We start from the raw sequence: 26,291 nt of genomic DNA, 5'->3' as shown, positions 1-26,291 counted from the left end.
AGTGCACCACGCGAGGCAGAGTCGTACCCGGCGACGTTGATCGTCACCCGAACTGCCGGCCCCACCATCCAGGGAGGCTTCCGATGTCCACCACAGAGATCGCCGAACTCCGGCGCACCATCGGCCAGTTGCGGCAGTGCGTGGGCGCATTGCGATCGCGCTACGGCGACGCGTCCGCGGTGCGCCGGCTGGCCAACGACGTCGAGCGGCTCGACATCGACACCGCTGATCTGGACGGGCACCCGCCCGCTGTGCCCGCGCAGGCGAAACCCGTCGAACGCGTTCCCGTCCCCGATACTCCCTACGATCCGGCGCTGTGGAGCGGCGCCGACGACGAAGGTGTCGGTGGCTACAAGCGCGACCAGCGGTGAGCGCCCCCGCTGACAACGACGTCAGCCGCGCCCCCACCGGCGTTCGAGCGCCGGGGCGGGCGCGGCTCGCCGCCCGGACACTGCGCACCGACCGGTGGTGGCTGTCGCCCCTGCTCACTGTGCTGGGGCTGGCCACCTTCGTCGTTTACGCGACTGTCCGGGCATTCGTGCGCACCGCCTACTGGGTGCCCGAATACCATTATCTGACGCCGTTTTACTCCCCGTGCGTGTCCACCTCGTGCGTCCCGGGATCGAGCCACTTCGGGCACTGGTTTGGCGAAATGCCGTCCTGGCTGCCGCTCGGCGTGCTCGTGCTGCCGTTCCTGCTCGGGTTCCGGTTGACCTGCTACTACTACCGCAAGGCCTACTACCGCTCCGTATGGTTCTCCCCGCCTGCCTGCGCGGTCGCCGAACCGCACGCGCGCTACACCGGCGAGACGCGGCTGCCGTTGATCGTGCAGAACGTGCACCGGTACTTCTTCTACGTCGCGTGCGTCGTGTCGCTCGTCAACACCTACGACGCCATTGTCGCGTTCCAGAGTCCTACCGGGTTCGGCTTCGGGCTCGGCAACGTGATTCTCGTGCTGAACGTCGTGCTGCTGTGGGCGTACACGCTCTCCTGCCACTCGTGCCGGCACGTCACCGGCGGGCGGCTCAAGCATTTCTCGAAACATCCCGTCCGGTACTGGATCTGGACGCAGGTCACGAAACTCAACACGCGGCACATGGCCCTCGCGTGGACGACGCTCGGCACGCTCGTGCTGACCGACTTCTACGTGATGCTCGTGTCCAGTGGCGCGATCTCGGACCTGCGATTCGCGGGCTGAACCCCGGAAATCCAGCAGCGCAAGGCAGTTCTCCCCAGCTCGTGAGGTGGCTTATTCCATGACCGAGGTCGAACGGCACAGCTACGACGTGGTGGTGATCGGTGCCGGCGGCGCCGGTCTGCGCGCGGTGATCGAAGCGCGCGAACGCGGTTTCAGCGTCGCGGTGGTGTGCAAATCCCTGTTCGGCAAAGCGCACACGGTGATGGCCGAGGGCGGCTGCGCGGCGTCGATGGGCAACGCGAACTCGAACGACAACTGGCAGGTGCACTTCCGCGACACCATGCGCGGCGGGAAATTCCTCAACAACTGGCGGATGGCCGAGCTCCACGCCCGGGAAGCGCCGGACCGCGTCTGGGAACTCGAGACGTACGGCGCGCTTTTCGACCGTACCGCGGACGGGCGGATCAGCCAGCGCAACTTCGGCGGGCACACGTACCCGCGGCTCGCGCACGTCGGCGACCGTACCGGGCTCGAGCTGATCCGCACGATGCAGCAGAAGATCGTTTCGCTGCAGCAGGAGGATTTCAAGAAGTACGGCGACTACGAGGCCCGGATCAAGGTCTTCGCCGAATGCACGGTCACCGAGCTGCTGCTGGACAACGGCGCTATCGCTGGAGCGTTCGGCTACTGGCGCGAGAGCGGGCGGTTCGTGCTGTTCGAGGCGCCCGCGGTGGTGCTCGCGACGGGCGGCATCGGCAAGTCGTTCAAGGTGACGTCGAATTCGTGGGAGTACACCGGCGACGGGCACGCGCTCGCCCTTCGCGCCGGCGCGAAGCTGATCAACATGGAGTTCGTGCAGTTCCACCCGACCGGGATGGTCTGGCCGCCGAGCGTGAAGGGCATCCTCGTCACCGAGGGCGTGCGCGGCGACGGCGGGGTGCTCAAGAACTCCGAGGACAAGCGGTTCATGTTCGAGTACGTGCCCGAGGTGTTCAAAGGCCAGTACGCGGACAGCGAGGACGAAGCCGACCGCTGGTACACCGACCAGGAGAGCAACCGCCGCACGCCGGACCTGCTGCCGCGCGACGAGGTGGCGCGGGCGATCAACTCCGAGGTCAAGGAGGGGCGCGGATCCCCGCACGGCGGCGTGTTCCTCGACATCGCGAGCCGGCTGCCCGCCGAGGAGATCCAGCGGCGGCTGCCGTCGATGTACCACCAGTTCAAGGAACTCGCCGACGTCGACATCACCAAGGAGGCCATGGAGGTCGGCCCCACCTGCCACTACGTGATGGGCGGCGTGGAGGTCGACCCGGACACCGGCGCGGCGAGCGTGCCCGGCCTGTTCGCGGCGGGCGAGTGCTCCGGCGGCATGCACGGGTCGAACCGGCTCGGCGGCAACTCGCTGTCGGACCTGCTCGTGTTCGGCAGGCGAGCCGGACTGGGCGCGGCGTCCTATGTGGACGGTCTGAAGGAACGGCCCGCGGTTTCCCAGTCCGATGTGGACACCGCGGCCGCGATGGCGCTCGAACCGTTCAACCCGCCCGCTGAGGGGACGCCGGAGAATCCGTACACGCTGCACACGGAGCTGCAGCAGTCGATGAACGACCTGGTCGGCATCATCCGCAAGGCCGGGGAAATCCGGCAGGCGCTGGAAAAACTCGCGAATATCCGCCAGCGCGTGGGACAGGTGGAGGTGGAAGGCCACCGGCAGTTCAACCCCGGCTGGCACCTCGCGCTCGACCTGCGGAACATGCTGCTGGTGAGCGAATGCGTCGCCCGCGCGGCGCTGACCCGCACGGAAAGCCGCGGCGGCCACACCCGCGACGACTATCCGTCGATGGACGCGGACTGGCGGCACCGGCTGCTGGTCTGCTCCGCGCAGCCGGGCGACAACCCGCTCGTGCCGGACGTCGACGTGGCCGTGAAGGAACAGGTCCCGATGCGGCCGGACTTGCTCGAGCTGTTCGAACTCGACGAGCTGGGCAAGTACTTCACCGACGGCGAGCTGGAGACCCACCCCGGGAGGACCGCGTGAGCTACCAGGCGAAGTTCCGCGTGTGGCGCGGCGACGCGACCGGCGGCGACCTGCAGGACTTCACCGTCGAGGTGAACGAGGGCGAGGTCGTGCTCGACATCATCCACCGGCTGCAGGCCACCCAGGCCGCCGACCTCGCCGTGCGCTGGAACTGCAAGGCAGGCAAGTGCGGCTCCTGCTCGGCGGAGATCAACGGCAGGCCGCGGCTGCTGTGCATGACGCGCATGTCGACGTTCACCGAGGCCGAAGTCGTGACGGTCACCCCGATGCGCACCTTCCCGGTGATCCGCGACCTCGTCACCGACGTGTCGTTCAACTACACGAAGGCGCGCGAGATCCCGTCGTTCACCCCGCCGGAGGGGCTGAAACCCGGCGAGTACCGGATGCAGCAGGTGGACGTCGAGCGCTCGCAGGAGTTCCGCAAGTGCATCGAGTGCTACCTCTGCCAGAACACCTGCCACGTCGTCCGCGACCACGAGGAGAACAAGGAGAGCTTCGCCGGACCTCGTTACCTCATGCGGATCGCCGAGCTGGAGATGCACCCGCTGGACGTCGCCGACCGCCGCGACGCCGCCCAGGACGAGCACGGGCTCGGGCTCTGCAACATCACCAAGTGCTGCACCGAGGTGTGCCCGGAAGGCATCCACATCACCGACAACGCGCTGATCCCGATGAAGGAACGCGTCGCCGACCGCAAGTACGACCCGATCGTCTGGCTGGGAGACAAGCTGTTCCGCCGTAACCGGTGAGCGATTCCCGCTGTGGTGGCGGGTTTCGCGCGCTGCGGGCTCGTTCACGCGGGTTGCGGGCCGGTTGACGCTTGCCTCGTCCGGCGTCGGTTGCGGGCCGGGACGTGCGGCGCTGGCTGCGGGCATGTCCGGTCGCGGGCGGCGGTTTTGGCGGCGTTGGCCGTGGGCTCTCGTTCGACGGTCGCGGGCCAGGTCATGCTGGCTGCGGCCAGATGCGGCGGGGCGCGGGGCGCGGGGCAGTTGATGCTGGCTGCGGCCAGTTGCCGCGGGGCGCGGGGCAGTTGACGCTGGCTACGGGCCAGTTGCCGCAGAGCGCGGGCCAGTTGATGCGGGCTGCAGGCCAGTCGCCGCGGGCCGTAGGCCTGTTCGCGCTTGCCGGGCCGGTTTCGTGCTGGTTCCGGACCTGCCCGCTCGCGGACTGCGGGCTTGTTCCCGCGCCCCCGGGCCAGTTCGCTCACGGGCTGCTGACGTCGTCGCTGGCGGGCTGCGAGCGTTGTCCGTTCGCGGCTTCGGACACAACCACCGTTCGCGGCTTCGGACGCGTGCACCGTTCGCGGTCGCGGGCGTATTCAGTTGTGGGTGGGGCGATAGGCGGTTCCTCCTTGGTCGTCGACATCGGGTGTGGCGGCATGGCCCCGACACAGCCAGGCCAGGTGCCTGACCTTGGTGCGGTTCGCTGCGAGTTCCTTGTTCCGGCGGCTTCGCCACGCCGTGCGTCGGCGAGGTCGAGAGCCGACCAGGGCGCGGTCCGACGCACGGGAGCGATCAAGGAATCTGCGCGGCCGCTGCGAGAATGCTCGTGGGCTCGTGTCACAGAGAGGGACTTGCTTCGATGAGTTCAACGTTAGCAGCGCACGCGGGCCGGCGGCATCACTCGATCGGCTCGATCGCGGCGATAAAGATTTCCGTTGTCCTGAAACAACTTCCCGGAAGGACGAAACCATGATCACCGGCGCCCACGTGATCCTCTACAGCAAGGACGCATCGGCAGACCGCGAATTCCTGCGAGACGTGCTGAGCCTGGGCCACGTCGACGCGGGCGACAGCTGGCTCATTTTCCGGTTGCCCCCAACGGAACTAGCAATACACCCGACCGGGGGAGAACCGCAGCAGGAGTTCTACCTGATGTGCGACGACCTCGACGAGACAGTCCGGCAGCTGACCGCGAAGGGGGCCGAAGTGGACGGTGAGCTCACGAAAGCCTCGTGGGGCATGCGGGCGTCGATCCGGCTGCCCAGCGGCAGCGTTCTCCCGCTGTACCAGCCACGCCATCCGACAGCGCACGGCTGAAAACAAGAAACCCCCAGCGCCGCAACGAAAGCAGCGCCGAGGGCTTCAAACGAAAGCCGAACGAACCGTCAGAAAGGTCCTCCGCGCAGGCCGCCGGTCGCGGTGGCGCTGAGTTCCGCGGCGTCCTTCGCACCAGTGTCGAGGTGCTTCTTGCTGCGCCGGTTACGCCGCTCCAAGTACGTCGCGAGCGCGGTCAGCAGCAGGCACATCGCGATGTAGATCGCGGCAGCCACGAGAGTCGACGGGACGATCGGACGGCCGAAAGCACCCTGGCTGCCGATGTAGCGGGCGTAGTACAGCAGCTCCGGGTACGTCACGAGGAAGCCGAGCGCGGTGTCCTTGAGCAGCACCACCAGCTGGCTGATGATCGTCGGCAGCATCGCGCGCAGAGCCTGCGGCAGCAGGACCGTGAACATCACCTGGGTCTTGCGCATGCCGAGCGCGTACGCGGCTTCGCTCTGGCCCTTCGGCAGCGACTGGATGCCCGCGCGGAACACCTCCGCCAGCACCGAGCCGTTGTACAGCGTCAGGCCGAGCACGACCGCGAACAGCGGCGACGTGTCCACGCCGAGGGTCGGGAGGCCGTAGTAGAACAGGAACATCAGGATCAGCAGCGGGATCGCGCGGAAGAACTCCACGATGAACGTGCAGATCCCGCGGACCCACGCGTGATCGGAGAGCCGTCCGGCGGCGAACACCGCGCCGAAAACGATGGCCAGCACCGCGCCCAGCGCGAAGGCCTTCACGGTCGCCAGCACGGCGGTCGCGAGGTCGCTCTGCACCTGGGAGTACTGCAGCCATTCCCACTTGCGTCCGGAGAACTGGCCGCTGTCGATGAAGCGGTAGATCACGAACGCGATCAGCGCCACCACGACGACGATGCCGAGCGCCGCGTAAAGCCGGTGCCGCACCCGCGCTTTCGGGCCCGGGGTGTCGAAAAGAACCGTGCTCATCGGGCCACGCTCCAGCGCTTCTCCAGGCTGCGCTGCACGAGCGACAGCACCGACACGAGGATGATGAAGCCGAGCGCCACCCACAGCAGCGCGACCATCTGGTTGTCGCCGCGTTCGGACACGTACTGCCGGATCGCGCCGGCCTCGGCGACCGAGAACCCGCTGGCGATCGTCGTGTTCTTCAGCAGCGCGATGAGCATGCTGACCAGCGGCGGAACCACGGACCGCAGCGCCTGCGGGAGGACGATGCCGCCGAGGATCTGCCCGGACGACAGGCCCAGCGCGCGGCCCGCCTCGGCCTGGCCGATCGGCACCGTGTTGATGCCCGAGCGCACGACCTCGCAGATGAACGCCGACGTGTAGATCGTCAGCGCGACCGCGGCGGTCGGGAAGTAGTCGATCTTGACGATGTCGAGCAGCGGGTAGGCGAACACGAGGAACGCGAACACCAGCGTCAGCGGCGTGTTGCGCAGGACGGTGACGTACGTCGTGCCGATCGCGCGCAGCACCGGGACCGGGCTCACCCGCAGCATCGCGAGGATCGTGCCCAGCACGAGGCTGCACGCTCCCGCGATCAGGAACAGTTCGATCGTGGTCAGAAAGAACGGACCGAAGAGGTCCAGATTGTCGAGCAGGACGTCCATGGAGCCTTCCCCGCGTCCGTGTGCCGATAGTGGGTGTGCGGCGGCCGGTGGGCGAAAGCTTCGCCCACCGGCCGCCGGATCAGGTCAGTACCGCTCGATGGCCGGCGGCGTCGCGGGCGCGCCGGACTTGCCGAGGGTCGCGTCGTAGATCTTCTTCCAGGTGCCGTTGGTCTCGGCGGCCTGCAGCAGGTCGTCGATCTTGTCGCGCAGCACCTTGTCGTCCTTGTTCAGGCCGATGCCGTAGGGCTCCTTCGAGAACGGCTTGCCGACGACCTTGAAGCTGTCCGGGTCCTGCGCCGCGTAGCCCTTGAGGATCGCGTCGTCGGTGGTGACCGCGTCGACGTCCTTCGTGGTCAGCTTCTCCACGCACTGCGAGTACTTCTGGAACTCGACGATCTGGTCGGTCAGCTTCTGCTCGCGCACGCGCTGGATCGGGGTCGACCCGGTGACCGAGCAGACCTTCTTGCCCTTCAGCGTCTCCGGGCCGGTGATCGAGGTGTCGTCCTTGCGCACCAGCAGGTCCTGCCCGGCCTGGAAGTACGGGCCGGCGAACGACACGAGCTTCTTGCGCTTGTCGTTGATGGTGTAGGTGCCGACGTAGAGGTCGACCTGGCCGTTGGAGATGGCCTGCTCGCGGGCGCCCGAGTCGACCGTCGTGTACTTGATCTTGTCCTCGCTGATGCCGAGGCCCGCCGCGACCATCCGGGCGATCTCGATGTCGAAGCCCTGGAACTTGCCGGTCTTCGGGTCCTTCTGGCCCAGCTCGGGCTGGTCGTCCTTGACGCCGATGGTGATCGAGCCCGCGGACTGGATCTTCTTGAAGATCGGCGAGCCGTCGAGCTTGACGTCCTTCGCCACTTCGTAGGTCGGCAGCGCCGCGGCGTTGCTGTTGGCGTCCCCGCCGGAACCGGCCGGGGCGCCTTCCTTGCCGCAGGCGGTGAGCAGCAGCCCGCCGGCGAGCAGAGCGGCCGCGAGGGTGCGGATCCTCATGTCAGTCTCTCCAATATCTGTCCGGGAAAAATCTGTCCGGGAACGTCGGTACCGGTCGGGGTAGCGCCGGTGGACACGGCCGATTACAGCCACCTCGGCCGCGAGGCGCCGGGGGATTCCCCCGAACGGGTCAGTGGGTCAGGATCTTGCCGAGGAAGTCCTTGGCGCGGTCGGACTTCGGCTTGGTGAAGAACTCCTCCGGCGTCGTGTCTTCGACGATCTCGCCGTCGGCCATGAACAGGACGCGGTCGGCCGCGCGGCGGGCGAAGCCCATCTCGTGCGTGACCACGAGCATGGTCATGCCGTCCTTCGCCAGGCCGGTCATCACGTCCAGCACCTCCTGGACCATTTCCGGGTCCAGCGCCGAGGTGGGCTCGTCGAACAGCATCACCTTGGGCTTCATCGCGAGCGCGCGGGCGATCGCGACGCGCTGCTGCTGGCCGCCGGACAGCTGGGCCGGGTACTTGTCGGCCTGGTTCGCGATGCCGACGCGCTCGAGCAGTTCCATCGCCGTCTTGCGGGCCTCGGCCTGCGCGGTCTTGCGCACCTTCGTCGGCGCGAGCATGACGTTCTCGAGGATCGTCTTGTGCGCGAAGAGGTTGAACTGCTGGAAGACCATGCCGACGTCGGCGCGCAGCGCGGCGAGCGCCTTGCCCTCGGCGGGCAGCGGCACGCCGTCGACGGCGATCTCGCCGGAGTTGATCGGCTCGAGCCGGTTGATCGCGCGGCACAGCGTCGACTTGCCCGACCCGGACGGCCCGAGCACGACGACGACCTGGCCGCGCGGCACCTCGAGGGTGATCTCGCGCAGCACGTGCAGCTCGCCGAAGTACTTGTTCACGGCGGCCGCCTTGATCATCGGCGTCGCCACCTCGGTGGTCATCGTGGCCTCCAGAGCTCCGTTGGTCGTCGGCGTCCGCGGAACCGGGGTTCCGCAACGCTTGCGGAAACCTACTACCGGGACATCTCTTGTAAAGACGGCTTGAGCAATACTTAGGGTTTCAACTACGTATCGGATGCGGCCGTCGTGGCGGCTTTCAGCCTAGTCGGGACTGTGGCCGCCGCCACGCACCGTGTCCGCGGGGCGTGGCGCCCTAAAGTCCGGCTACCGTGGTCGGGATCACCGGGGAGGAGCAAGCGTGCGCGTGCTGCTGGTGGAAGACGACGACCGGGTCGCGGGCGCGCTCGTCCCCGCGCTGGTCCGCCGGGGCCTCACCATGCAGCGGCTGCCGTCCGGGGCCGGCGTGCTCGACCGGGTCCACGACGTCGACGTGATCCTCCTCGATCTGGGCCTTCCCGACGTCGACGGCGTGGTGCTCTGCCGGCAGATCCGGGCGGTCAGCGACGTCGCGGTGATCGTGGTGTCCGCGCGCGGCGAGGTGAACGACCGGGTGCACGGCCTGCGCGCCGGCGCCGACGACTACCTGGTCAAGCCGTACGACGTGGAGGAACTGCTCGCGCGTGTCGAGGCGGTGCGCAGGCGGCGCACCGAAAAGACCACGCCGACGGTGCCGGTGGTCGAGGTCGGCGACGTCCGGATCGACCTCTCCCGGCACGAGGTGCTGGTCGACGGCGAGCCGATCGCCTTGTCCCGCAAGGAGTTCCAGGTGCTCGCGCTGGTCGCGGCGGCGGGCGGCGCGGTGTGTTCGCGCGAGCAGGTGCTGAACGAGGTGTGGGGACATCGCGGCGCGGCGGAGAGCCGTTCGCTGGACGTACACGTCGCCACTCTGCGCACCAAACTCGGCCGGCCGGCGCTGATCGAAACGGTGCGCGGCGTCGGCTATCGGCTGGGCATCCGGCGGGACTGAGCGGTGCGCGTCCGGCTGCAGGGCATCGTCGTCACGCTCGTCGCGCTGCTCGTGTTCGGCCTCGGCATCCCGCTCGCGCTGAGCATCGCGAGCAGTCTTCAGCAGAAGCTTTTCCTGGACCGGCTCACCGACACCTCGCGGTTCGCCTCGCTCGCCCAGCGTCCGCTGCTGGACAACCAGCTCAGCCGCCTGGAACCCGAACTGCGCCGCTACACCGAGGTGTACGGCGTGAAAGTGGTCGTGGTGAACCAGGACGGCGACCCGGTGCTGAGCTCGCCCGGCGGCACCGACGCGCGGCGCGTCGACCGGGCCGCGATCCAGGTGCCGGTGAACGAGGCGCTCGCCGCCCGCCCGCCCGAAGCCGGGCCGCTGCTGATGCCGTGGGCCAGCAAACCGCTGGTGCTGGCCGAGCCGATCCTCATCGACGGCGAGGTGCGCGGCGCGGTGGTCACGGAGTCCGCGACCGATCACATCCGTACCCAGTTGCTGTGGCAGTGGCTGCTGCTGGCCGCGTGCGCGCTGGTCGCGTTCGGGCTCGCGCTGCTCGTCGCGCTGCCGGTGGTTCGGTGGACGCTGCGCCCGGTCCGGCGGCTGGACGAGGCGACGGGTGCGCTGGTCGCGTCCGTGGTCAGCGGCCGGGAGGCGGAGCCGGTGGGGGAGAGCGGCGGGCCGCCGGAGCTGCGGCAGCTGGGACGGTCGTTCGACCGGATGGCGGCGAGTGTGTCGGAAGCGCTCGCCGCGCAGCGTGCGTTCGTCGCGGACGCCTCGCATCAGCTGCGCAATCCGTTGACGGCGTTGAAGATCCGGCTGGGCAACCTCGACGGCCAGGTGACCGACGAAACCGCGGCCGCCGACCTCGAAGCGGCGCAGGTGGACGCCAAACGGCTGAACCAGATCCTCGACGAGCTGCTGTCGATGGCCCGCGCCGAGTCCGCCGGTGGCGAGCTGGTTTCCGAGGATCTCGCCGCGGTGATCGCCGATCGGGTCGCGGACTGGTCGGTGGTCGGGGCGGCTCGCGAGGTCGCGCTGGAGAGCGCGGTGGACGTCAACGGGGCGCGGGTGCTCGTGCCGCCGCGTGGGCTGGAGGTCGTGCTCGACGCTTTGCTGGACAACGCGCTCAAGTTCAGCCCTTCCGGTACCTCGGTGGAGGTGGCTGCGAGCGTCGCCGAAGACCGGGTGACGGTTTCGGTCCGCGACCACGGTCCTGGGCTGCGAGAGGACGAACTGGAGCGGGCTGTCGACCGGTTCTGGCGGAGCACGGCGCACCAGAACGTGCCGGGGTCGGGTTTGGGGCTGGCGATCGTGACGGAGATCGTCCGGCATTCCGGCGGCGAGATGCGGTTGTCCCTGCCCGAAGGGGGCGGGTTGCGGATCGCGATGGACTTCCCGGTCGCGGGCTAGACCTTCTCCGCGCGGTAATACGCCAGCGCCCCGGGATGCAGCGGCAACGGCCCCGTCTCGATCCCCGGATGCACGTCGATCGACAGCGCTGCCCGGTTGACCGCCGCGAGCGCCGGACGGGCGTCGTACAGGCCCTTCGTGAGCGCTTCGGCGACGTCGGCGGACATCGAGGTGGGCACGACCAGGAAGTTCGGCACCACCAGTGTCGTGACCGGGCCGCCCTGGTCGTAGGTGCTGCCGGGGATGGTCGCGGTGCCGTACACCGGGCTGAACCGCTGCATGCCCGGCATCAGCGACGACATGTCGAGCAGCCGCAAGCCGATCTTGCGGTTGTACTCGGTGATGAGCGGCGTCGGCAGCCCGCCGGACCAGAACATCGCGTCGATCTTCCGGTCGGCCAGCGCGGTGAGCGAATCGTCCAGGCTCAGCTGGTCGATCGCGACCGCGCCCTTCAGCCCGGCGACCCCCAGCACCCGGTCGGCGATGTACTCGACGCCCGACTCCGGCGAGCCCACCGCGATGTGGCGGCCGCGCAGCATCGACACCGAGGTGTAGGGCGAGTCCTTGCGGACGACGATATGCAGGTAGTCGTCGTGGATGCGGGCCAGCGCGGCGAGCTTGCCGGGGTGCGCGGCCGCCGCGTCCGCGGCCAGGTCCGCGGCGACGAACGCGACGTCCGCGCCCCCGGAAAGCACTCGGTTGAGGTTGTCGCGCGACCCCTGGGTGGCGAGCACCTCGGGCGTCTCGATTCCGAGTTCGCCCGCCCACGACGACGCCAGCGGCCCGGCGAGGTCGTGGTAGACGCCGCCCACCGACCCGGCCGCGACGCGCAGGTGCAGGTTCGCGAAGCTCGGCCCGCACCCGCTCAGCAGCACCGTCAGCACTGCCAGCGCCAGCGTCAGCCTCCATCGCATGGGGCGATGGTGCCAGAGGTCAGCCGGTGACGTCGGTCAGGCTGGTGCCCATCCGGATCTTGCTGAACCACTGCGTCGCCGTTTGGTCGGCCTCGTGGTAGACGCCCCACTTCAGATAGTTGCGGTCCCCGTCGATCGTGGTGCCGGTGTAAGTGGTCGACCCGTCGGAGAACGTCTGCTGCTTGCCGTCGAACCAGAACTGGATGGTGCCCTTGGTCCGGTCGGTCGAAATCCGGAAGGCGATGTCGTGCCACTGGTCGTTCGAGACCGGCGCTTCCCAGAGCTTGACGCTCGTGTGGTCGACGGTCCATTCCTCCAGCTGGAGCTTGCCGCCGGAGATCTTGAGGACGATCGGGTGGTTCGCGGTGCCGGTGCTCGGGCTGCATTTCAGCTGGAACACGTAGCGGCTGGTGGAGTCGGTGATCCGGTACTTCGACGACCAGCCGAGGTAGAAGGTCTTGCCCGCTTCGAGGTCCGGGCCGACCGCCTCGCAGCGCTCCTCCTTCGCGAGCTGCTCGGCGACGAACACTTTGCCCTTCACGGAGTCCGCGGTCTTGAAGTGGCCGTCGGCGCACTGCACCGAGTTGAACGCCTTGGCCCCGTCGGCCGGGTCGGCGGACCAGGTGACCGAGCGGGGAGCCGGGGCCGCGGTGACCGGGGCGGCCGCCAATGCCGCGACGGCGAGGGCGCTCGCGACAGCAGCCGCGGAGCAGGCGAAAACCTTGCGCACTTTTCCTCCAGAGCGGCGGCGGTCCGATTCGGAAACAATGGCGGTGATCTTATCTTCGGGAGTGCGCGGAAAACAATAGGAAAATTCCGGCGGCATTGTTCTGCGATGGCCGGTTCGGTGCATTTCCGTTCCCGGTCAACGGCACATTTCCCGATTAACGGAATGCCAGGTGAGCGAGGTTGTGGCCGTGCAGGGTCCCATGTGACGACGATGGCAGGCGGTGTCAGACCTGTCTGGCGGACTACGTCGTCGCAAGTTCGGCTTGCCGGGACTGAGGGTTGATTTGCGGACCATCGGTACGCCCTGCCCTGCGCAGGCTGAACGCCCTGCCCTGCGCAGGCTGATGAGCTAAGGCTGTTCGGAAGTGCAGAGGGCAGAAGACCTGCGCTCGGCCGAGTCCGTCTCTGTCTAAAAGGGAGGTTCTCCAGAGCGGGTGTCGGGTGGCGCGCTACCCCACGGATCGTTGGCTGTTCTCGCTCGGTTCGCGGCTTCTTGCCTGGCCTTTGCCTGTCGTGTCCGAGGAAGGACTTCGACCGTTCCGTGCCTGGCCAGCATGTGGAGACGGCGAAGTCGGTCTCGGTGCGTCGCGGGGCTGTTCCATCGGTCGAAGTAGTCGCTGTCGCCGTCGTCTGCGTCGTCGGGATCGACGTCGCCGATGCGGCAGAGTGCTTCGAACACCACCTCGACGGTCTGCCACTCCGGGAGGTGCAGACCTGCCATGACGCGGCGAACCGTCTCGTGATTCGCCGTCGCCTTCCGGTTGTCGTCCTCAGCGATGACAGCTGCGATTCGCTTCATCGCGGGTTCGTTCGCGGCGACATAGAACCGCCAGAGCATGTCGAGCAGCGGTTGATGGTCCTTGGCGAGACCGGCGGGTTTGGACAGGCGGCGAGGCATCGAGGACTCCTTCCGTCGTCCAGCAAAGACTAGCAAAATCATTGGATGACTCGACATTAACTACCTTTGACTACCTATCGATGGTGTTCGCGCGGCTTCCGTACCGGCAAGATCCAACATCGAATGGCACCTAAATTCGCAGGTCAACATAGGTGTATGACCTTCGAGGAGCAGTGGCACGAGGTGCTGTCCGAACGGAACGGCCTCCGTGGCGAACTCGACGACCTGACCGACGCGGTACGCCGCCATCACGAGGACCACCATGCTGGGGCGATCAGGTGGTGCGAGGCCCTTCCGTGCCGCCTCTCGTTCCAGGGGGCCGAGGGACGGGGTCGCGCTCGCGGCGAACGACAGTGATGAGGAGCTTCCCGGTGTCGCCCTGTCGGAGTCGGAACCCTTCGCGGGTTTTGCGCGATAGCCGGGCTGGGAGGGGACACAGAGACGCAGGCAGGGCCACGGCTACTCTGGACGGCGATGAACGCGAAAACGTACCAGATCCGCACGTTCGGCTGCCAGATGAACGTGCACGACTCCGAACGGCTCGCCGGGCAGCTCGAGGAAGCCGGCTACGTCCCCGCTTCCGCGCCGGCGAAGCCGGATCTGGTCGTGTTCAACACCTGCGCCGTGCGGGAGAACGCGGACAACAAGCTCTACGGCACCCTCGGGCACCTCCGCCCGGACAAGGTCGCCAATCCGGACATGCAGATCGCCGTCGGCGGCTGCCTCGCGCAGAAGGACCGCGGCGACATCGTCAAGCGCGCGCCGTGGGTCGACGTCGTCTTCGGGACGCACAACATCGGCTCGCTGCCGACGCTGCTGGAGCGCGCGCGGCACAACGCCGAGGCCGAGGTCGAAATCCTCGAATCGCTCGAGACGTTCCCGTCCACGCTGCCCGCGCGCCGCGAATCGTCCTACGCGAGCTGGGTGTCGGTTTCGGTCGGCTGCAACAACACCTGCACGTTCTGCATCGTGCCGTCGCTGCGCGGCAAGGAGCGCGACCGCCGTCCCGGCGAGATTCTCGCCGAGGTCGAGGCGCTGGTCGCCGAGGGCGTGCTCGAGGTGACCCTGCTGGGCCAGAACGTGAACTCCTACGGCGTCGAGTTCGGCGACCGGCTCGCGTTCGGCAAGCTGCTGCGCGCCACCGGCGGGATCGACGGACTGGAGCGCGTGCGGTTCACCTCGCCGCATCCGGCCGCGTTCACCTCGGACGTCATCGACGCGATGGCCGAGACGCCGAACGTCTGCCACCAGCTGCACATGCCGCTGCAGTCCGGTTCGGACCGGGTGCTGCGCGAGATGCGCCGGTCGTACCGGTCGACGCGGTTCCTGAACATCCTCGACGAGGTGCGCGCCAAGATGCCGGACGCCGCCATCACCACCGACATCATCGTCGGCTTCCCCGGCGAGACCGAGGAAGACTTCCAGGCGACGCTCGACGTCGTGCGCGCCGCGCGGTTCTCCAGCGCGTTCACCTTCCAGTACTCGAAGCGCCCCGGCACGCCCGCCGCGGAGATGGCGGAGCAGCTGCCGAAGGAGGTCGTGCAGGAGCGCTACGACCGGCTGGTCGAGCTGCAGAACGAGATCTCCTGGGAAGAGAACCGCAAGCTGGTCGGTCGCCGCGTCGAGCTGCTGGTCGCCGCGGGCGAGGGCCGCAAGGACGCCGAGACGCACCGGATGAGCGGGCGCGCCCGCGACGGACGGCTGGTGCACTTCACGCCGTCCGGTGCGGCCGTCGACCGCTCGGTCCGGCCGGGCGACGTCGTGGAGACGGTGATCAGCTACGGCGCGCCGCACCACCTCGTCGCCGACGGCGACCTCCTGACGCATCGCCGCACGCGAGCGGGCGACAACGCCGAAGCCGGTCTTCGGCCCAAGACGAGCGGGGTCACCCTGGGACTGCCGGGCTTCGGAGCCCCGGCGGCGCAGCCGGCCCCGGTGAGTGGGTGTGCAGGATGAGCGAACCGGGAACGCCGGCCGAGGTCGACCGGCGACTCAGCGACGAGATCGACGACGCGGGCCGCCGCGCCGCGCGCACGGTCGAGCTGGGCAGGCGCGGTTTCACCATCTCGGTGCTGATCTTCGTGCTGCTGGTGGCCCAAATCCTGCCGTGGGCCCAAGGCCGCGCGGGCTGGGAGACGGTGGCCGGCCAGGCGGGCGGCGTCCCGCAGCTGTTCGCCGTGACGTCCACCGGCGTCGGCGTGTTCATCGGCGCGGTCGCGCTCGTGTCGCGCCGCTGGTGGATCGCGTGGTGCTGCGCCGCGGGCGGCTGGTTCGCCTCGGTCGACGGCCTGCTGGCGATCTGGTCGCAGCAGTCCGCGCACGCCAGCGGAGCGGCCGGCGACGGTCCGGGAATCGGGATGATCGTGGCGTGGATCGCGACCATCATCCTGGCGACGCTCTGGATGCGGACCGCGTTCTCGCGCGACTGAACCAAGCGAACGCGAAAGGGCCGGTACCCAGCGGTACCGGCCCTTTCGCGTTCAGCTCAGCGATCGGCGACCGCGGCTTCCGCGGCCTCCATCCATTCCCGCCACTGGGCGGCCTGCTCGTCGGCCTTCTTCGCCCGCCGCTCGTCCCCGGCGGCCCGCGCTTTCGCGGCCTGCGATTCGAACTGCTCGACCCGCTCCCGGAACTGCGCGGCACGCGCCTGCGCCTCCGGGTCGGTGCGGCGCCAGCGGCTGTCCTCGGCCGACTTCACCGCGTCCTGCACGGCCTTGAGCCGACCGTCCAGCTCGCGGATGCGTTCGCGCGGGACCTTGCCGATCTCGTCCCACTGCTCCTGGATCCGGCGCAGCGCCGACTTGGCCGCCTCGAGGTTGGCCGCCACGTCGATCTTCTCGGCCTCGACCAGCAGCTCTTCCTTGCGCTGGGCGTTGCCGGCGAACTCCGCGTCGCGCTCGGAGAACACGGCCGAGCGGCGGGCGAAGAACGCGTCCTGCGCCGCGCGGAACCGCTGCCACAGCGCCTCGTCGCTGTCCTTCGGCGCGCGCCCGGCGGCCTTCCATTCGGCCATCAGGTCCTTGTACCGGCCGGCGGTGGCGCCCCAGTCGTCCGAATCGGCGATCGACTCGGCCTCGGCGATCAGCTCTTCCTTGCGCTGCTTCGCGCTCGCCCGCTGCTTGTCCAGTTCGGCGAAGTGCGAGCCGCGGCGGCGGTTGAACGCCTCGCGCGCCTTCGAGAACCGCTTCCACAGCTCGTCGTCGGTCTTGCGGTCGACGCCCTTGACCGTCTTCCACTCGTCGAGGATCGCGCGCAGCCGGTCGCCCGCGGCCTTCCACTGCGTGGAATCGGCGGCGATCTTCTCCGCCTCGTCGGCCAGCGCCTGCTTGCGCGCGACTGCCGCGGCCCGGGCTTCCTCGCGCTCGTGCTTGACGTTGACCAGCGCCTTCTCCGCCAGCCCGATCACGAACTCGAGCCGCGCGGCGAGCGCCTTCAGGTCGCCGACCACGGCCGCCTCGCCGAGCCCGTCGCGGATCTGGGTGGCGCTCGAGAGCGCGTGCTTCGGGTCGCCCGCCCCGGAGTTCAGCCGCGTTTCGAGCAGTTCGACCTCGGTGCGCACGTCGTCGAAGCGGCGCGCGTAGTGCAGCAGGCCTTCCTCGGGCGTGCCTGCCTGCCAGACCCCGACCTCGCGTTCGCCGTCGGCGGTGAAGACGTAAACGGTGCCTTCCCCGTCGACCCGGCCCCAGGTGGCGGGGGCGGGCTCGGCGGGCGGCACCGGAGGCGCGGCATGGCCGGCGCCGTGCGCGTGCGGCACCGGGTGCGGTGCCGGGGTGCCGGGGGACGTGTTCTCCTGGGCCATCGCAGGCTCCTTATCGCCTGTACGCCCGCGGCTGCGGGCGCCCCGCCGCGTGAGCGGGGCCGGGTTACGCTGTTGTCGTGCTCTGCCGGGGGCATGGGGCCCCAGCGGCATTCAAGCAGCTCAGCGCGCGCCGTGGTACTGGATGAGCCGCCTGAAAGCGTTGATCCTACTTCTCCTTGACGCTCCGTGCCCGCGTCCATCCCCGGCCGGGTAGCGTTTCGCGGCGTGATCAGCCCTGCTCAACAGCCCCGTCCGGTGGCTGTCGTCGGCCCCACCGCCACCGGGAAGACGGCGCTGGCCGTCGAGCTCGCGCTGGCGCTGGACGGCGAGGTGGTGAACGCCGACGCGCTCCAGCTCTACCGGGGCATGGACATCGGCACCGCCAAAGCGACTGTGCAAGAGCGGCGAGGGGTCCCGCACCACCTGCTGGACGTACTCGACGTGACCGAGACCGCGTCGGTCGCCGCCTATCAGCGTGATGCCCGCGGCACGATCGAGCGGATTCTCGACGCGGGCCGGGTTCCGGTGCTGACTGGCGGCTCTGGGCTGTATGTGCAGGCGGTCCTGGACGACCTCCGTTTCCCCGGCACCGACCCCGCGGTGCGCGCGCGGCTCGACGAAGAGGCCGCCGAATTCGGCACCGCCGCGCTCTACACCCGGCTGGGGGAGCGCGACCCGGTCGCGGCGGCCGCGATCCTGCCCACGAACACTCGCCGCATCGTGCGCGCGCTGGAGGTCATCGAGATCACCGGCGAGCCGTTCTCGGCGAATCTGCCGAAACCGGGTCCGGCGCGCTGGGACACCGTGCTGATCGGGGTCGACCGCGAGGTCGCCGAGCTGGACGAGCGCGTCGACCTGCGGGTGGAGCGGATGTTCGAAGGCGGTCTCGTGGACGAGGTGCGCGCGTTGCTCGGTCGTGGTTTACGGGACGGGAAGACCGCTTCCCGGGCGCTCGGTTACCAGCAAGTGCTGGCCGAGTTGGACGGCGAAGGAGACTTCGCGGCGGCAGCGGCGGCGACCGCGCAGGCCACTCGCAGGTTCGTGCGGCGGCAGCGTTCGTGGTTCCGGCGGGACAAGCGGATCCAGTGGTTCGACGGCGGAACGGCGGACCTGGCCGCGCGGGTCCTCGCCGCGCTCGACCAGTAGCCTGGAGGCATGGGCGGCATCGAATTCCTCAAGGGCCACGGCACGCAGAACGACTTTGTGCTGCTGCCTGACGCGGCCGGCCGCCTCGACCTCACCGCCGAGCGAGTGGCGGCGCTGTGCGACCGGCAGCGGGGCATCGGCGCGGACGGCGTGCTGCGCGTCGTGCGGGCGAAGGCGATCGGCGAAGAGTCGGCGGGCGAGTGGTTCATGGACTACCGCAACGCCGACGGTTCGATCGCCGAGATGTGCGGCAACGGCACCCGCGTTTTCGCGCGCTACCTGGTCGACGCCGGGCTGGCCGAGGAGGGCGAGTTCGTCATCGGCACCCGCGCGGGCGACCGGCCGGTCGTCGTGCACCCGGACCGTTCGGTCACCGTCCAGATGGGCCCGGCGGCGATCACCGGCACGTCGGTCACCGTGGTGGCCGGGCAGCCGTTCTCCGGGGTCGCGGTCAACGTCGGCAACCCGCACCTGGTGTCGGTCACCGACACCGACATCGCCGGCCTCGACCTGCGCGACCAGCCCGATTTCGACCACGATGTGTTCCCGTCCGGGGTCAACCTGGAGTTCGTCAACGTGCTCTCCGAAGGCGCGCTGCGGATGCGCGTCCACGAGCGCGGCGTGGGGGAGACGCGGGCCTGCGGCACCGGCACGGTCGCCGCGGTGGCCGCCGCGCTGCACCTCGCGGGCAAGGACACCGGCGCATCCACAGTGGACATTCCGGGCGGCCGGGTGTCGGTCACGGTCGGGCGCGGCGAATCGACGCTGTCCGGACCGGCCGAGATCGTGGCCCGCGGCGAGCTGGACGAAGCCTGGTGGCTCGCCGCGGGCGCTTGATCAGCTGATCGTCACCGCCACCGAGAGCTCGCCTTCCTGCGTGGTCACGGTGTTCACCACGCCGGCGACGCGCACGTCCTCGGCGATTCCGGCGAAGCCTTCGAGCACGTCCGCCGGAGCGGTGACCGACAGTGTCTCGACGGCGGTCCGCATGGACACCTTCGCGTCGGACTTGGCCCGGCGCACGGCAGCGATCACGGAACCGGCCAGCGGCAGCAGCGTGCCGTCGCCGTCGACGTCCGGCGCGGTCGGCCAGGACGCCTGGTGCACCGAACCTTGCTGCCACCACGACCAGATCTCTTCGGTGGAGAACGGCAGCACCGGCGCGAACATCCGCACCAACGCCGACAGCACCGTCCGCAACGCCACCTGCGCCGATTCCGCTGCCTCCGCGCCGAGGTCGCCGTACGCGCGGCCCTTCACCAGCTCGACATAGTCGTCGCAGAAGGTCCAGAAGAACGTCTCCGTCACCTGCAACGCCCGCGCCTGGTCAAGCGCCTCGAACGCGGCTGTCGCTTCCTCGACCACCTTCGCCAGCGCGGCGAGCACGGACCGGTCCAACGGCTCGGTCGCGACCGACTCGGCCGCAGGTGTCCCGAGGCCGAGCACGAACTTGCTCACGTTCAACAGCTTCGTCGCCAGCCGTCGCCCGACCTTCATCTGGCCTTCGTCGACCGCCGTGTCCACGCCCGGCCGCGCGCTCGCCGCCCAGTAGCGCACCGCGTCGGAACCGTGCCGCTCCAGCAGATCCGCCGGGGTGACGACGTTGCCGACCGACTTAGACATCTTCTTGCGGTCCGGGTCGAGCACCCAGCCGGAGATCACCGCGTCGCGCCACGGCAGGACGTCTTCCTCCAGTTCGGCGCGGACTGCGGTGGAGAACAGCCAGGTGCGGATGATCTCGTGCGCCTGCGGCCGCAGCGAGAACGGGAAGACGCGGCGGAACAGGTCGTCGTCGAGGCTCCAGCGCCCGGCGATCTGCGGCGTCAGCGACGATGTGGCCCAGGTGTCCATCACGTCCGCCTCCGCGACGAACCCGCCCGGCACGCCGCGCTGCTCCTCGGTGAAGCCCGGCGGAACGTCGGTGCTCGGGTCTACCGGCAGGCTCGCGTCGTCGGGGGCGAGCACGGCGTCGTGGTCCGGCTCGCCGTCGGCGTCCAGCGGGTACCAGACCGGGATCGGCACGCCGAAGAACCGCTGGCGGCTGACCAGCCAGTCGCTGGTCAGGCCCTCGACCCAGCTGCGGTAGCGGACCTCCATGTGCGGCGGGACCCAGTTCAGCTCCTCGCCGCGAGCCAGCAGCTTCGCGCGCAGAGCGTCGTCGCGGCCGCCGTTGCGCAGGTACCACTGGCGGCTGGTGACGATTTCGAGCGGCTTGTCGCCCTTTTCGTAGAACTTCACCGGATGCGTGATCGGCCTCGGCTCGCCGCGCAGCGCGCCCGCCTCCCGCAGGAGGTCCACCACGATCTGGCGTCCAGTGTGGACAGTCTTGCCCGCCAGCGGCTCGTACGTCTCGGCGGGAACGCCGTGCGGCGGCTCGGAGCGGAACCGGCCGTCTCGGCCCAGCACCGGACGCGTTTCGAGCTGCAGCGCGCGCCACCAGGTGACGTCCGTGGTGTCGCCGAAGGTGCACACCATCGCGATGCCGGTGCCCTTTTCCGGATCCGCGAGATGGTGCGCGTGCACCGGCACCTCGACGCCGAACACCGGCGTGCGCACGGTCTTCCCGAAAAGGCCTTGGTACCGCTCGTCATCCGGATGCGCGACGAGCGCCACGCACGCGGGCAGCAGCTCGGGCCGCGTCGTCGAGATCAGCACCTCGCCGGTGTCCGCGGTGAACACGAGATCGTGATACGCGCCTGGCCGTTCGCGGTCTTCCAGCTCCGCCTGGGCAACGGCGGTGCGGAAGGTGACATCCCACAGCGTCGGGGCTTCGGATTGGTACGCCTCGCCGCGCGCGAGGTTGTGCAGGAACGCGCGCTGCGAGATTTCCGTGGTCGCAGGGTCGATCGTCTGGTACGCCAGCGTCCAGTCCACCGAAAGCCCGATGCTCCGCCAGACCTCCTCGAACACCTTCTCGTCGGTTTCGGTCAGTTCAAGGCACAGCTCCACGAAATTGCGCCGCGACACCGGAATCGCGTTCTTGCCGGGCTTTTCCGGCGGGGAGAACGACGGGTCATAGGGCAGCGACGGCTCGCAGCGCACGCCGAAATGGTTCTGCACGCGGCGTTCGGTGGGCAGGCCGTTGTCGTCCCACCCGACCGGGTAGAAGACCGAACGGCCGCGCATCCGTTGGTAGCGCGCGAGAACGTCGGTGTGCGTGTAGGAGAAGACGTGCCCGATGTGCAGCGAACCGCTCGCGGTCAGCGGCGGCGTGTCGATCGAGTAGACGTCCGGGCGCGCGCGGTCGAACCGGTATACGCCTTCGCGTTCCCACACCGGTACCCATTTGGCGGCAAGGCCGTCGACGCCGACTTTGTGCGGGATCTTCTCGTTCATGCCCGCACTTTACGGGGCGGGTACAGCGATTTCCCCGCCCGTCGGCAGGTCGCGCATGCGCCGCAGCGGCGAGCAGATCACCCACAGCGCGCCCGCGACCGGACCGGCGGTCCCGATCCACAGCGCGCCGGTGAGCCCGAGCCATTCGCCGAGCCCGCCGCCCAGCAGCCCGCCGAGCGGCAGCGCTCCCCAGACGACGAACCGCACGCTCGCGTTCATCCGGCCCAGCAGCCGGTCCGGGGTGATCGCCTGGCGGTAGGAGACCTGCGCGATGTTGTAGAGGATGACGCCGAACCCGAACGCGGCCATGCCCAGTCCGGTGACCACGGCCCGCCAGTCCGGCCCGGCGAACAGGACCAGGATCCCGCCCGGCCACAACAGCACCGGGACCAGCCAGATCGACCGGGCCTGCCCGATCTTCCGGATGATCGGCCCGGCGCACAGGGCGGCCGCGATGCCGCCGACGCCGCTCGCCGCGAGCAGTCCGCCGACCTCGGCCGGTTTCAGCCCGGCCGTGCGGGTCAGGAACAGCACCTCGACGGCCTGCACGACCCCGTTGAAGAAGTTCGACGTGGCGGTGCAGGCGACGATCGCGCGCAGCGGCCGGTCGGCGGCGACGAACCGCAGGCCTTCGAGCATCTGCGGCACCAGGCGGTCGTGTTCAGTGCGCTCCGGGCGGGTTTCGACCGTGCGGATGCGCCACAGGCACAGCGCGGACGTGAGGTAGCCGAGCCCGGTGAGCAGGACAGTGCTGGCCGCGCCGACGAATTGCACGAGCACGCCGGCGACACTCGGTCCGGCGATCTGCGCCGACGACTGCACGCCCTGCAGTTTCGCGTTGCCTTCGAGCAGCTTTTCGCGGCCGACCAGCGCGGGCAGATACGCCTGGTAGGAGACGTCGAAGAACACCGTCGCGAACCCGACGAGCAGTACGACCACCAGCACCTGCGCCATCGTGAGCACGCCGGCCCACCACGCGAACGGGATGCTCAGCAGCAGGATTCCGCGGACCAGGTCGGCGGCGAGCATGAGCGGCCGTTTGCGCATCCGGTCCACCCACACTCCCGCGGGCAGGCCGACGACCAGGAAGCCGAGCGTCTCGGCCATGGTCAGCAGGCCCATTTCGAACGGCGTGGCGGCCAGCGTGACCGCGGCGAGCAGCGGGATGGCGGTGATGCCGACGAACATCCCCAGCTGGCTCGCCGTGTCCCCGGCCCACAGCCTGCGGAAGTCGGCGTGGAAGAACAACGAGTCTCGACGCACCCGATCGAGTGTTGTCCAGTGATTGGAAAGAGTCAATCACTTTGTTTAGGCTGCGGGGATGGCGCTGAACCGACGTCCCTCCACCGAAGCCGAGGCAGCCGCGCTCGCGTCCGGAATACGGCTGCGCATCATCCGGTTGACCTCCTTTGAAGCGATGACGAACAAGGAGCTGGCGGAGCGGCTCGGCCGCGACCCGGCGACCACGCTGCACCACGTGCGGCGGCTGGTCGACACCGGTTTTCTCGTCGCGCAGGAGCCGCGACGCGGCGCGCGCGGGGCGAAGGAGATCCCGTACCTGTCCACCGGGCTTTCCTGGCAGCTGGACCACAGCGACGCGGACCCCGTCGTGGTCAACGAGGCCATGTTCGAGGCCTATCTGGCCGAGATGGCGGAGGCCGACCTGGCGAAGACGGAGACGACCCGGCTCGTGGTCCAGGTGGGCGCCGAGGACGTCGCGGAGTTCAAGCGGCGGCTCGACGGATTGCTCGAAGAATTCAAGGCCAGGCCGCGTGATCCGGCTTCAGAACGCACGGCGCTGTACATCTCGGTTTATCCCAGCAGGTAATCCGTTCGGCTCCCACGCCGAAACGTGGGACCATGGAGGCACGATGACAGAACAGACACACGAAGACTTTTACGACGACAACGACCCCTACGACCCCTCGGTCGGGGAGATGGAGCTCGAGGACCGCGCGTCACTGCGCCGGGTCGCGGGCCTGTCCACCGAGCTCGAGGACATCACCGAGGTCGAGTACCGGCAGCTTCGGCTGGAGCGCGTTGTGCTGGTCGGCGTGTGGACTGAAGGCACCGCCCAGCAGTCCGAGGCATCGCTGGCCGAACTGGCGCGACTGGCCGAGACAGCGGGCTCGGAAGTGCTCGAAGGCATCGTCCAGCGGCGGCAGAAGCCCGATCCGGCGACCTACGTCGGCTCCGGCAAGGTGCGCGAGCTGCGCGACATCGTCGTGGCGACCGGCGCCGACACGGTGATCTGCGACGGCGAGCTTTCGCCCGGCCAGCTGCGCCAGCTGGAGGAGAAGGTCAAGGTCAAGGTGATCGACCGGACCGCCCTGATCCTCGACATCTTCGCCCAGCACGCCCGCTCCAGGGAGGGCAAGGCGCAGGTCGAGCTGGCCCAGCTGCAGTACCTCGTCCCGCGGCTTCGCGGGTGGGGTTCGGCGCTGTCCCGGCAGGCCGGTGGCCGCGCGGGCGGCGCGAACGGCGGCGTGGGCCTGCGCGGACCTGGTGAAACGAAGCTGGAGACGGACCGGCGGCGGATCAGCAAGCGCGTGGCGAAGCTGCGCCGGGAGATCGCCGCGATGGACACCATCCGCGAGACCAAGCGCGGCAAGCGCGTGGCCAACGAGGTGCCGAGCGTGGCGATCGTCGGCTACACCAACGCCGGCAAGTCGAGCCTGCTCAACGCCCTGACCGGGGCCGGGGTGCTGGTGGAGGACGCGCTGTTCGCCACCCTCGACCCGACCACGCGCCGGGCGCAGACGGCCGACGGGCGCACGTTCACCCTCACCGACACCGTCGGGTTCGTGCGGCACCTGCCGCACCAGCTGGTGGACGCGTTCCGCTCGACGCTGGAGGAGGCGGCCGACGCCGACCTGCTCCTGCACGTCGTGGACGGTTCCGACCCGGCTCCCGAAGACCAGGTCAACGCGGTGCGCGAGGTGCTCGCCGAGATCACCCGCAGCCGCAAGGAGCCGCTTCCGCCGGAACTGCTGGTGATCAACAAGGCCGACGCGGCCGACGACGTCACCCTGGCCCGGCTGCGGCACGCGCTGGCCGGTTCGGTGCAGATCTCGGCGCGCACCGGTTCGGGCGTGGCCGACTTGGCTGAGGTGCTGGCCGAGCGGCTGCCGCGCGCGGAAACGGTGATCGACGTGCTGGTCCCGTACGCGCGGGGCGAGCTCGTGTCGCGGGCGCACGCGGAGGGCGAGGTGCTGGAAGAGGAGCACGTAGCCGACGGCACGCGCCTGCAGGTGCGGGTCCGGCCGGACCTCGCCGCGGCTCTGCGGGCGTTCGAGACCAACGCCTCGGCGCTCTGAACGTCTTCCGTAGTGCACGGCCCGAGCGGGTCGTGCACTACGGAGGTGAACTGGTGCGGGTCGTCCTGGCACTGACGGCTGTCCTGATGCTCGCGGGCGCTGTCCCGGCTGTGGCTGCTCCTGCGCCTTCGCCGGAGACGCTGTGCCAGGTCACGGACAAGCGCCTGAACGAACTGTCCGGCCTGGTTTCCGACGGCGAGCATTGGTACGCCGTCAACGACGGCGGCACCAAGGTGCAGGTCTTCGTCCTGGACCGGAAATGCCAGGTCAAGGACGTCCTGACCGATCCGACGGACCCGTACGACGTCGAAGATCTCGCCCGAGGCAAAGACGGCACTCTCTGGCTTTCGGACACCGGCGACAACCGCGCGAAACGCGAAACAGTCGCCCTGCTGGAGCTGAAACCGTCCGGCGGCGCGGCGGTCGTGCATCGCCTGATCTATCCGGACGGTCCGCACGACACCGAAGCTCTTGTCCTGGACCAGTCCGGCACGCCGTTCCTGGTGACCAAGGACCTGCTGGGCACTTCCAAGGTCTACAAGCCGTCGGTGCCGCTGGCGACTCCCGGCCCGACGAAACTGGAGCAGGTCGGCACCCTGCGCGTCCGCAGCACCGACACGCCAGGCGGTCCGGTCGGCTCGTTCGGTTCGGCGCTGATTACCGGAGGCGCGACCAGCGCGGACGGCAAAGTCATCGCCCTGCGCACCTACACGGACGCGTACCTGTACGCGGCTCCCGACGGCGACATCGCGGCAGCGCTGCAACGAGAACCCGTGCGGATTCCGCTGCCGAACGAAAAGCAGGGCGAAGCGATCGCGTTCGAACCGGACGGCACGCTGCTGTCCGCGAGCGAAGGCGTCGGAGAACCGGTGCGGGCCATCAAGAACGCGACCGCCTTGGTCACCGCGCAAGCGCCCGCGCCGAAGCCTGGCGGTGCCGCCACCCCGCAGCCAGCCGCGGAAGACGCTGGCAGTTTCCCGCTCATCCCCGCCGCTGGTGTTGCTGCGGTTGTCGTTCTCGCCGCCTGGTTCCTGCTAGCGCGGAAACGCCGTCGCTCCTGACCCTGGCTCGCACCCGCGAGGCCCGCTGGCGAACTTCGCCGTCAACCGAAACCCGAGGGCCCGGGCTGGGGCGCGTGAGTGGC

Annotated in this window: 25 protein-coding genes; 15 read left to right on the top strand and 10 right to left on the bottom strand. The window is 69.2% G+C overall.

Annotation, left to right across the window (positions count from 1 at the left end; all coding sequences use genetic code 11):
- Positions 1–83: 83 nt before the first annotated feature.
- The 5 genes from AB5I40_RS15015 to AB5I40_RS14995 all read left to right on the top strand — a co-directional run bounded on the left by AB5I40_RS15015 (position 84) and on the right by AB5I40_RS14995 (position 5,212).
- Positions 84–371 (top strand): hypothetical protein, encoded by a 288-nt coding sequence (locus AB5I40_RS15015; RefSeq protein ID WP_037809740.1) that lies wholly within the window; start codon positions 84–86, stop codon positions 369–371.
- Positions 368–1,198: a hypothetical protein gene (locus AB5I40_RS15010; protein WP_370939106.1), complete on the top strand. Its 831-nt coding sequence runs from the start codon at positions 368–370 to the stop codon at positions 1,196–1,198. Before AB5I40_RS15015 ends, AB5I40_RS15010 begins: the two co-directional genes overlap by 4 nt.
- Positions 1,199–1,256: 58 nt before the next feature.
- Positions 1,257–3,173, top strand: coding sequence for a fumarate reductase/succinate dehydrogenase flavoprotein subunit (locus tag AB5I40_RS15005; RefSeq protein ID WP_370939105.1), 1,917 nt, complete (start codon positions 1,257–1,259; stop codon positions 3,171–3,173).
- Positions 3,170–3,922 (top strand): succinate dehydrogenase/fumarate reductase iron-sulfur subunit, encoded by a 753-nt coding sequence (locus AB5I40_RS15000; RefSeq protein WP_344267985.1) that lies wholly within the window; start codon positions 3,170–3,172, stop codon positions 3,920–3,922. The genes AB5I40_RS15005 and AB5I40_RS15000 overlap by 4 nt, the downstream gene beginning before the upstream one ends.
- A gap of 942 nt (positions 3,923–4,864) precedes the next feature.
- Positions 4,865–5,212 carry a VOC family protein gene (locus AB5I40_RS14995; RefSeq protein WP_370939104.1) on the top strand — a complete coding sequence of 116 codons (348 nt, stop codon included), beginning with the start codon at positions 4,865–4,867 and terminating at the stop codon, positions 5,210–5,212.
- 68 nt (positions 5,213–5,280) lie between these two features.
- Here the strand turns inward: AB5I40_RS14995 and AB5I40_RS14990 are convergent, their stop codons facing one another.
- From AB5I40_RS14990 to AB5I40_RS14975, 4 genes are all read right to left on the bottom strand, one after another.
- Positions 5,281–6,165 carry an amino acid ABC transporter permease gene (locus AB5I40_RS14990; RefSeq protein WP_370939103.1) on the bottom strand — a complete coding sequence of 295 codons (885 nt, stop codon included), beginning with the start codon at positions 6,163–6,165 and terminating at the stop codon, positions 5,281–5,283.
- Positions 6,162–6,809, bottom strand: coding sequence for an amino acid ABC transporter permease (locus tag AB5I40_RS14985; RefSeq protein ID WP_370939102.1), 648 nt, complete (start codon positions 6,807–6,809; stop codon positions 6,162–6,164). Before AB5I40_RS14985 ends, AB5I40_RS14990 begins: the two co-directional genes overlap by 4 nt.
- An 84-nt stretch (positions 6,810–6,893) precedes the next feature.
- A complete protein-coding gene (locus tag AB5I40_RS14980) occupies positions 6,894–7,799 on the bottom strand; it encodes a glutamate ABC transporter substrate-binding protein (protein WP_370939101.1) in 906 nt (301 codons plus the stop codon).
- Positions 7,800–7,929: 130 nt separating this feature from the next.
- Positions 7,930–8,658: an amino acid ABC transporter ATP-binding protein gene (locus AB5I40_RS14975; RefSeq protein ID WP_370940523.1), complete on the bottom strand. Its 729-nt coding sequence runs from the start codon at positions 8,656–8,658 to the stop codon at positions 7,930–7,932.
- Positions 8,659–8,938: 280 nt separating this feature from the next.
- Between AB5I40_RS14975 and AB5I40_RS14970 the strand changes: the two genes are divergently transcribed.
- Positions 8,939–9,607, top strand: a complete 669-nt coding sequence (locus AB5I40_RS14970) for a response regulator transcription factor (protein ID WP_370939100.1) — start codon at positions 8,939–8,941, stop codon at positions 9,605–9,607.
- Between the two features lie 3 nt (positions 9,608–9,610).
- Positions 9,611–11,008: an ATP-binding protein gene (locus tag AB5I40_RS14965; protein ID WP_370939099.1), complete on the top strand. Its 1,398-nt coding sequence runs from the start codon at positions 9,611–9,613 to the stop codon at positions 11,006–11,008.
- Here AB5I40_RS14965 and AB5I40_RS14960 read toward each other — a convergent pair.
- From AB5I40_RS14960 to AB5I40_RS14950, 3 genes are all read right to left on the bottom strand, one after another.
- Positions 11,005–11,922 carry a TAXI family TRAP transporter solute-binding subunit gene (locus AB5I40_RS14960; RefSeq protein WP_370939098.1) on the bottom strand — a complete coding sequence of 306 codons (918 nt, stop codon included), beginning with the start codon at positions 11,920–11,922 and terminating at the stop codon, positions 11,005–11,007. The two genes, AB5I40_RS14965 and AB5I40_RS14960, sit on opposite strands and share 4 nt — an antisense overlap.
- Before the next feature lie 19 nt (positions 11,923–11,941).
- On the bottom strand, positions 11,942–12,652 hold the full coding sequence (locus AB5I40_RS14955) for a heparin lyase I family protein (RefSeq protein WP_370939097.1): 711 nt from the start codon (positions 12,650–12,652) through the stop codon (positions 11,942–11,944).
- A gap of 408 nt (positions 12,653–13,060) precedes the next feature.
- Entirely contained in the window at positions 13,061–13,549 is a 489-nt protein-coding gene (locus AB5I40_RS14950; RefSeq protein WP_370939095.1) for a hypothetical protein, read from the bottom strand.
- A gap of 156 nt (positions 13,550–13,705) precedes the next feature.
- Here AB5I40_RS14950 and AB5I40_RS14945 point away from each other — a divergent pair, with 156 nt between their 5' ends.
- From AB5I40_RS14945 to AB5I40_RS14935, 3 genes are all read left to right on the top strand, one after another.
- A complete protein-coding gene (locus AB5I40_RS14945; protein WP_370939094.1) occupies positions 13,706–13,906 on the top strand; it encodes a hypothetical protein in 201 nt (66 codons plus the stop codon).
- A 117-nt stretch (positions 13,907–14,023) separates the two neighbouring features.
- On the top strand, positions 14,024–15,505 hold the full coding sequence (gene miaB, locus AB5I40_RS14940; protein ID WP_370939093.1) for a tRNA (N6-isopentenyl adenosine(37)-C2)-methylthiotransferase MiaB: 1,482 nt from the start codon (positions 14,024–14,026) through the stop codon (positions 15,503–15,505).
- Entirely contained in the window at positions 15,502–15,978 is a 477-nt protein-coding gene (locus AB5I40_RS14935; protein WP_370939092.1) for a hypothetical protein, read from the top strand. Before miaB ends, AB5I40_RS14935 begins: the two co-directional genes overlap by 4 nt.
- A 56-nt stretch (positions 15,979–16,034) precedes the next feature.
- Here AB5I40_RS14935 and AB5I40_RS14930 read toward each other — a convergent pair whose 3' ends face one another.
- The gene (locus tag AB5I40_RS14930) at positions 16,035–17,348 is read right to left on the bottom strand and encodes a DUF349 domain-containing protein (RefSeq protein ID WP_370939091.1); all 1,314 of its coding nucleotides are present in this window, start codon (positions 17,346–17,348) and stop codon (positions 16,035–16,037) included.
- A gap of 225 nt (positions 17,349–17,573) precedes the next feature.
- Between AB5I40_RS14930 and miaA the strand changes: the two genes are divergently transcribed.
- Both miaA and dapF read left to right on the top strand, forming a co-directional pair.
- Positions 17,574–18,494 carry a tRNA (adenosine(37)-N6)-dimethylallyltransferase MiaA gene (gene miaA / locus AB5I40_RS14925; protein ID WP_370939090.1) on the top strand — a complete coding sequence of 307 codons (921 nt, stop codon included), beginning with the start codon at positions 17,574–17,576 and terminating at the stop codon, positions 18,492–18,494.
- Between the two features lie 9 nt (positions 18,495–18,503).
- Positions 18,504–19,331 carry a diaminopimelate epimerase gene (gene dapF / locus AB5I40_RS14920; protein WP_370939089.1) on the top strand — a complete coding sequence of 276 codons (828 nt, stop codon included), beginning with the start codon at positions 18,504–18,506 and terminating at the stop codon, positions 19,329–19,331.
- Here the strand turns inward: dapF and valS are convergent, their stop codons facing one another.
- Both valS and AB5I40_RS14910 read right to left on the bottom strand, forming a co-directional pair.
- The gene (gene valS / locus AB5I40_RS14915; RefSeq protein ID WP_370939088.1) at positions 19,332–21,830 is read right to left on the bottom strand and encodes a valine--tRNA ligase; all 2,499 of its coding nucleotides are present in this window, start codon (positions 21,828–21,830) and stop codon (positions 19,332–19,334) included.
- A gap of 9 nt (positions 21,831–21,839) precedes the next feature.
- Positions 21,840–23,093, bottom strand: a complete 1,254-nt coding sequence (locus AB5I40_RS14910) for an MFS transporter (protein WP_370939087.1) — start codon at positions 23,091–23,093, stop codon at positions 21,840–21,842.
- Between the two features lie 58 nt (positions 23,094–23,151).
- On the opposite strand from AB5I40_RS14910, the gene AB5I40_RS14905 reads away from it, so the two are divergent.
- From AB5I40_RS14905 to AB5I40_RS14895, 3 genes are read left to right on the top strand one after another with little or no spacing between them, the layout of a single operon-like run.
- Positions 23,152–23,658, top strand: coding sequence for an ArsR/SmtB family transcription factor (locus AB5I40_RS14905; protein ID WP_370939086.1), 507 nt, complete (start codon positions 23,152–23,154; stop codon positions 23,656–23,658).
- Between the two features lie 43 nt (positions 23,659–23,701).
- On the top strand, positions 23,702–25,147 hold the full coding sequence (gene hflX / locus AB5I40_RS14900) for a GTPase HflX (protein WP_370939085.1): 1,446 nt from the start codon (positions 23,702–23,704) through the stop codon (positions 25,145–25,147).
- Between the two features lie 53 nt (positions 25,148–25,200).
- Positions 25,201–26,208, top strand: a complete 1,008-nt coding sequence (locus AB5I40_RS14895) for a hypothetical protein (RefSeq protein ID WP_370939084.1) — start codon at positions 25,201–25,203, stop codon at positions 26,206–26,208.
- Positions 26,209–26,291: the final 83 nt, after the last annotated feature.

It is taken from the genome of Amycolatopsis sp. cg13 (genome assembly GCF_041346965.1).
In the GTDB taxonomy this organism is placed as follows: Bacteria; Actinomycetota; Actinomycetes; order Mycobacteriales; family Pseudonocardiaceae; genus Amycolatopsis.
Note: the sequence above shows the minus strand (reverse complement) of the source record. Positions and strands in the feature narration are given on the sequence as shown.